This is a genomic window from Flagellimonas amphidinii, assembly GCF_013090115.1.
GTDB classification, from domain to species: domain Bacteria; phylum Bacteroidota; class Bacteroidia; order Flavobacteriales; family Flavobacteriaceae; genus Flagellimonas; species Flagellimonas amphidinii.
Genome location: NZ_JABFNN010000023.1, coordinates 213193 through 219452 on the forward strand (window position 1 = coordinate 213193; position 6260 = coordinate 219452).

At 40.0% G+C, this 6260-nt stretch carries 7 protein-coding genes; 1 reads left to right on the plus strand and 6 read right to left on the minus strand.

Going from position 1 to position 6260, the window contains the following annotated elements; genetic code table 11:
- The first annotated feature begins 39 nt into the window (after positions 1–39).
- Positions 40–888 carry an AraC family transcriptional regulator gene (locus HJC33_RS03675; protein WP_171657442.1) on the plus strand — a complete coding sequence of 283 codons (849 nt, stop codon included), beginning with the start codon at positions 40–42 and terminating at the stop codon, positions 886–888.
- Here HJC33_RS03675 and HJC33_RS03680 read toward each other — a convergent pair.
- From HJC33_RS03680 to HJC33_RS03705, 6 genes are all read right to left on the minus strand, one after another.
- On the minus strand, positions 885–2357 hold the full coding sequence (locus tag HJC33_RS03680) for a type IV secretory system conjugative DNA transfer family protein (protein WP_171657443.1): 1473 nt from the start codon (positions 2355–2357) through the stop codon (positions 885–887). The two genes, HJC33_RS03675 and HJC33_RS03680, sit on opposite strands and share 4 nt — an antisense overlap.
- On the minus strand, positions 2354–3382 hold the full coding sequence (gene mobB / locus HJC33_RS03685; protein ID WP_171657444.1) for a MobB family relaxase: 1029 nt from the start codon (positions 3380–3382) through the stop codon (positions 2354–2356). The genes HJC33_RS03680 and mobB overlap by 4 nt, the downstream gene beginning before the upstream one ends.
- Positions 3351–3920: a BfmA/BtgA family mobilization protein gene (locus tag HJC33_RS03690; RefSeq protein WP_171657445.1), complete on the minus strand. Its 570-nt coding sequence runs from the start codon at positions 3918–3920 to the stop codon at positions 3351–3353. The genes mobB and HJC33_RS03690 overlap by 32 nt, the downstream gene beginning before the upstream one ends.
- A gap of 410 nt (positions 3921–4330) precedes the next feature.
- The gene (locus HJC33_RS03695) at positions 4331–4528 is read right to left on the minus strand and encodes a hypothetical protein (RefSeq protein ID WP_171657446.1); all 198 of its coding nucleotides are present in this window, start codon (positions 4526–4528) and stop codon (positions 4331–4333) included.
- 18 nt (positions 4529–4546) lie between these two features.
- A complete protein-coding gene (locus tag HJC33_RS03700) occupies positions 4547–4996 on the minus strand; it encodes a JAB domain-containing protein (RefSeq protein WP_171657447.1) in 450 nt (149 codons plus the stop codon).
- A gap of 70 nt (positions 4997–5066) precedes the next feature.
- Positions 5067–5402, minus strand: coding sequence for a single-stranded DNA-binding protein (locus HJC33_RS03705; protein ID WP_171657448.1), 336 nt, complete (start codon positions 5400–5402; stop codon positions 5067–5069).
- Between the last annotated feature and the right edge of the window lie 858 nt (positions 5403–6260).

Consider the following 6260-nt stretch of genomic DNA (forward strand, 5'->3'; position numbering starts at 1 on the left):
TCTTTACAAGAAATTAGTCTTATTCAAGAAATATAGCAGATGAAACCGATAATTCAGAAGCTCCCATTATCTGAAGGAACTTCATTCGTAGCTAGAACCTATGAAACACCTTTATATGAAACTCCTTGGCATCAGCATGAAACTGTCGAATTAATGCTAAGTCAAGCAGGGGAAGGCTCTCTTTTCGCTGGTGACTACATAGGAGAGTTTAAGGTAGGGGACGTTTATATGTTCGGGAAAAACCTGCCGCATTGGTTTAGAAAACTGGATCATCTCCGGGGAAAAACAGTGGTGGTACAGTTCAAAGAAGATCTTTTTGGCCAAGTGTTTCTTAATCTTCCCGAACTTTCTAAAATAAAATCCTTGCTCCAAATCTCACGTATGGGGCTACGACTTAAGGGGGGATTGAGGAAGCAAATTAAAAAGCGACTTACAAAAATAGAGTCTTTGAATGGCTATGAACAGATTAGCGTTTTATTGGACTGTCTACATTCAATCAGTCTTTCAAAAGAGTATGATCTGTTGACCAATACGCATTTCTCAGCTTATAGTGAAGAGGAGCAAATGAGAATAAGTGCGGTTTTTGACTATACCTTGAACCACTTTACTGACCAAATCAAATTGGAACAGGTAGCCAATCTTACAAACCAAAGTGTTTCAAACTTCTGTAAGTATTTTAAAAAGAATACTAAAAAGACTTACATTCAATTTTTGAATGAGGTTAGAATATCACATACTTGTAAGCTACTCAAAAACACGGATAAGACTATTACAGAAATTTGCTATGAAAGTGGTTTTCGTAATTGGTCAAATTTCAGTAGCCAGTTTAAGAAAACTTGCGGTGTGTCGCCAAGTGAATACAGAAGTCAATTTAAACCCGTAGCTTAACTCTTTTTGTTTATTATTGGGCTAACATTAAAGGTTAAAGCAATCTCCAAATAAATTTCTTGGCTGCGATTAAAAAGAACTACATTGGTTATATACTTGGGTTGTAACATTTTTATGTTATTGTTGTTCAGTTCGATCGGAGCTAAATAAATTTTTTTATCCTTACCATCAGCAAATGCAATAAATTCTCCTGGTTTCAACCTAAAAAAGACATCTGCTCTACGCTTAGAAACCTCCTTTTCGCCTTTGGTAATTCTACTTTCCAAAGTAAAACCAGAATTTTTGCTGATGCTCATGGTTGGCTTTTTTATAATCTCAAAAAACCGTTCGTAATATTTGGCTGTATCGGGGTCGTTCACCTTGCCGAAAAACTGATAGGAAAGGTTGCTTAAAATTGCTTTACTGGCCTTGTCCCCATACAATAAGTCATTCTGTATTTTATCCTGCATCACGTAAATGGTAGAGATATCATAACTCCTGAGCGTAGCCGGAATGCGGTGCATGTTGGGCAGTTTAATGGTAGGTGCCTCTTCCATCAGCAAAAAAGAGGAATTACGATTCCGGATGCTCATCTGTTTGATGATGGTGTGCAGTATCAGTGCGATTACGGGCGAATAGACCGTATCGTATTTTGGATGGTTGACCAAGGAAATGACCGACGGATTTTTGGGATTGTTGATGTCCAATGGTACTTCGTCCTTGGACAGCACATAGAACAGTTTTTGTGAGCTTATCTTTTTAAAGGCATTGGAAAGTGTACTTTTTATACCTGCAGTTTGCTTCTCCGATTCAATACCGTTGATAAAGGCACTGGCCAGGTTCCAGGAGGTAAAATCAGATTTCAGGAATGCCACAAGTTTTTTCGTGCTCATGGTCTGATAGAGGACAATGATATGGGGTAGGGTGCATAAATCAGGATACGCCGTTTTCATCTTCCAAATAAGCCCCGCCAACAAACCCTCTACAGCATCTGAAAAGAATTTGTTGCTCCCCGTGTTTTCCGAAAGGTTCTGTTCCAAGAGGTTTTCCATGAGCACCCTAGAAACCTCGTTGACACTTTCCTCATTGGGAAGGTATCTTGGTGCAATGGGGTTAACCCTATAATGGATCTGGTCAAAAGCTATCGTATAAAATTTGGTCTCACTGTCCTTAAAAAGAGGATAGGCAATCTCAGTAAGTTCAAAATCCTTGTAGTCATGGATAACACCACTAAAATGGTATTTGGCGAAATGCTGCAAGAAATTATGGACCACGCTTTCGGTCTTGCCGCTTCCCGCTGAACCAATGATGGATGCCCCACGTTTTATGTTGTCGATTTTAAATCTGCCATTTCTCATATTGAAACGTACTTGGTATTTTTTATCCTTTTTGTTCGCGCTCTTGCCAATTACAAAAACATAAATTATTGTACCCAAAAACAGCACTGGAACGACAAAGAACAAAACGATATGTGGCCAGTCCCAACTCATATTCCTATAGAACCTGATTCAATGGCCTTTCCAATTCCCTTTTTAATCTTATTGATAGCCTTATAGGTAAGCTGCACGGTATTAACAGGAATTTTAGGGATGGGAACACCAGTTTTGGAGAGCAATTTATATGCTATTGCCCTTTCATTGGTGGGGAGGCCAGAAATCATTGAAAAATATTTTTTCGGGTCTTTCAAAAAAGTTTTTCTGGCTACATAAGTCTCCACGTAGTTACGCCGGTACTTGAACAGGTCATCAAAGGTCTTTTCCGAATTTTTGATAAACGCATCCCTATCGAATCCCCTTTTTACGGTCTTGCCGTGCATCTCCACTTCAGAGGCCTTGTGCTTGCTCCCTGGGGATAGGCTGAAACGGTTGCTGGCATCCTTACGGCTTACGATGATATGGACATGGCTCTGGTGTCCCGGTTTGGCCATACCACGGACAATGCGTTTGCCATCCAATTGATGGGGGGCTTCCTTTTCCAGCCTCTGTATTTCTTTGTTCAATAGTTTAACGTTGCCAGACTTTCCACCTGATTCAATTCCACGTATCTGTTGTTTAAGTTCCAATATCTGTGTGGCAAAGGGTTGGTTCTCCCGGATTTCTTTATCGGTGCCCTTAAAGGTGCGCTGTCGTTCCACCTTGGCATAGTACTTAATGTCATCAACGTTGATGGGTTTTCCATCGATTTCCCGATTAAATGCTTTGGCGTATTCTTTCATGGCTTCCCTTGTATAACGTTTAAGTGTCTCTGGGGAATCCTGTATGGCCTTCAGTTCCCTGGCACTTGGGTTGAGGGTAATGGAATAGAACTTTGGCTCGGTCCTTTTGAGCTTGGCCGTGTTCCCGTCGATTTCTTTAATGACCTCGTCTGCGGATATTTCCTCCCCATACTGATTAAAAAAAAGTTCCTGTTCTTCCATAACCTTGCCCTCGTTCTCCTTTTCGAGATAGGAAACAAAATCTGCGGAGCTTTGGGCATAGTTGCTGTCAATCTTCTGTGCCGTAATCGTGATGTACATGTTGCAGTTCGTTTTTAAGTTTATCAAATGACTCCCTGTCCAAATCCAGTTTTAAATACCCGGGACCAAATGCTGATTTTACATAAATGACCTTTTCCATGAGGGAACCCACTTTTTCCCGGACACTGGTCAATTGTTCCTGTAGATTCCCATATCCGGTTTTATAGAACTCAAGCTCTTCGTTGGCATCCCATAATTTCGGGGCTCCAAAATCGAGGGTTTCCTCTTCCTCCTTTTCCATTTCCGTCATCTCATGGAAAAGGGAATCCATCATGGTCTTCGTGGGCAGGGTCTGATATTTCTCGATGTTCTTCAAAATGGCTATGACCGCATTGATGCGCTTGTTGGTGCGGTTGTTATTGATGCCCAAGTCATCATTGGGAGAAAGGTCGTTTCGTTCAAAAAAATCCATCACGGCCACCAAAGTCAAGGTATGCGAATCCGACACCAGACGGGAAAACTCCCGAAAGCGCAAAGCCACGTCTTTTTTGATACTAATGGCCGAAAACCGGTATTTTTGATAGATACTTTCTTCCATTTACTGTAAAAAATCGCCTGTTTATGGGCGGTCTGGCCGCATTTACTGTAAAAGCCCTTGTTAATCAATTTCTTAAATATTTTTAATTGTTGATTTACAATATTTTACATTAAAACAAATAACCGTAACACTGCAGCGCGTGTTACCCTCTTGCTTCTCCAATTTTCGTCCCGAAGGACCAAAAATTTTCCGAACAACCCGATTAAAAATCGGTTGCCTTTTATGTTACATTTCTATGGATTTGGTCATTCAAGGAAAGTCAAATCGCCCATCCCGATAGCCATCGAGACGGGATTGGTAATGACCAAAAAAATGTTGTTGTATAACGCTTTAAAGATACGATTTTCATCTTGTTGGGCATAAAAAAAGCCCATCATAATAAATGGGCCTGTTTGGTGCTGTTTGACATTTCAGATTTTAAAAATATACCTGTAATTGTATAGATTTCGTATCGCTTCTTCTTCCAACAGGGTCTGGTAATTTTCAAAGTGTTCCCTGGCGTAGTTCCTTAATTGTTCCCCAAACCGCTTTTCAATGTCTTTTTTTGACATAGATAGCAACCGTTGTTGGGTTTCGTCATCGAGATTGTTATAATTTAAATGAATCATGGCTTCAATGTTAAAAGGTTATAACAATCCGTTATCGGCAAAACTGTAATACTCCCCATTAGGCGTGATAATCAAATGGTCGAGTACCCTCACGTCAAAAAGTTGCGCTGCCTTTTTAATCTTATCGGTCAGCTTTTTGTCCGCTTCACTGGGTTCGGTCTTATAGCTCGGGTGGTTGTGGGCAAGTAAAATCCCAACGGAAAGGGTCTTTAGTACTATGGCGAACAGGATGCGCACATCTACCAAAGTCCCCGTAATGCCTCCGGTCGATAATGGATAGACCCCTTTGACTTTGTTGGAGTTGTTCAACAACAGGATTTTAAAGGTTTCCTGTAATCCTATGGTATTTTTGTCCCAATTCTCATAAAGCAATTTTGCTGCATGCTCGGAACTTTTGATAGGCTCGGATTTTAAAGTTGCTATCTTTTCTCGGTAACTTATCTGTATTTCGTTAACTTTACTCTTCATTGTTCTATAGTTTAATGTGAATGATGAAAAAGAGGGTGTAGCTTTCGACGGTAACACCCTCTTTACTTTTTTACTTGTTGCCCATTAACAGGATTTCATCGGCCACCACTTCGGTAACATAGCGTTGGTTGCCATCATCCATAGTGTAGGTTCGGGTCTTTAACTTACCCACGATACCGATTTCCTTGCCTTTTTCGGCATATTTTTCGATGATGTCGGCAACCTTGCCCCAAGCGACAACTGTGTGCCAATTGGTGTCGGTCTGTTTTTCGCCCTTGCTGTCCTTGTAATACTCATTGGTCGCCAATGACAGACGGGCTACTTTTTTGCCACTTTCAAGGTTTGTAACGGTCGGTTCCTGCCCAACGTTTCCAATCAACTGTACATGATTTTTAATACTGCTCATAACTAAATATTTAAAAGATTAATAATTCCATTTTCCATTCAATCGTGATTAAATTTTAAGGGGTGTTTGTTTGATTTCTTGCGTGCATGGCACAAATGGATAAAGTGGGTTTTGTCAAGACTTTTAGGGAACATATCAGGAGTGTCTGCAACGTAGTTTTTACCGAAGGGCTAAAAACAAGGCAGTGGAAACCTTATTTTTCACTGAAACTTTGTACAGTCTTGACAAGTTCCATAAGAGTATTAACAATTCTTCAAAAGCCGCCCACAAGGGAGCGTACAGGTAGTTAAGCGAGTGAAGGGGACGGGGTTTGGAATAGAATTGGTTATACTGCGCCCGTTTTTCGACGCCCCGAAAAACGACAAAGGCTTTATCCATTATAAACCCCTTAAAATGTACAAGGCGGAGCTAGGTTTTTAAGGATTATCGAGCAAAGGCCCAAGTAGGCTTTGTCTATAATCCTGTTAAGAAAACCGGGGGGTTGCCCTTCCGATATTTTGATGAAATATTTTATGTAATTTTACCATGATTGAAATTCAATTCTCAATAATCCAGTTCAATCAATATGGTAGCTAATCGGTTACCTCTTGATTTTAACAAGTTCATTAAAATCTATAAAATATAAGGCTTACCGCTTGGACATTGGAATCCTGCCGCGGTCACTCAGGATTTTTATCTTAATTCAAAAAGTCTGTAAATCATTGATTCACAGACTTTTTCATTTTGATCCAATCTATTTGATTTCATATAAAATCATACTATTCGGTGCCCTCTTTTTCACAATTCGTAAAAAGAATATCCGATGTGTGTTAAAGAACCGGAGCGTGAGTTTTTAAACAAAAAGTTATTTGAAATTAA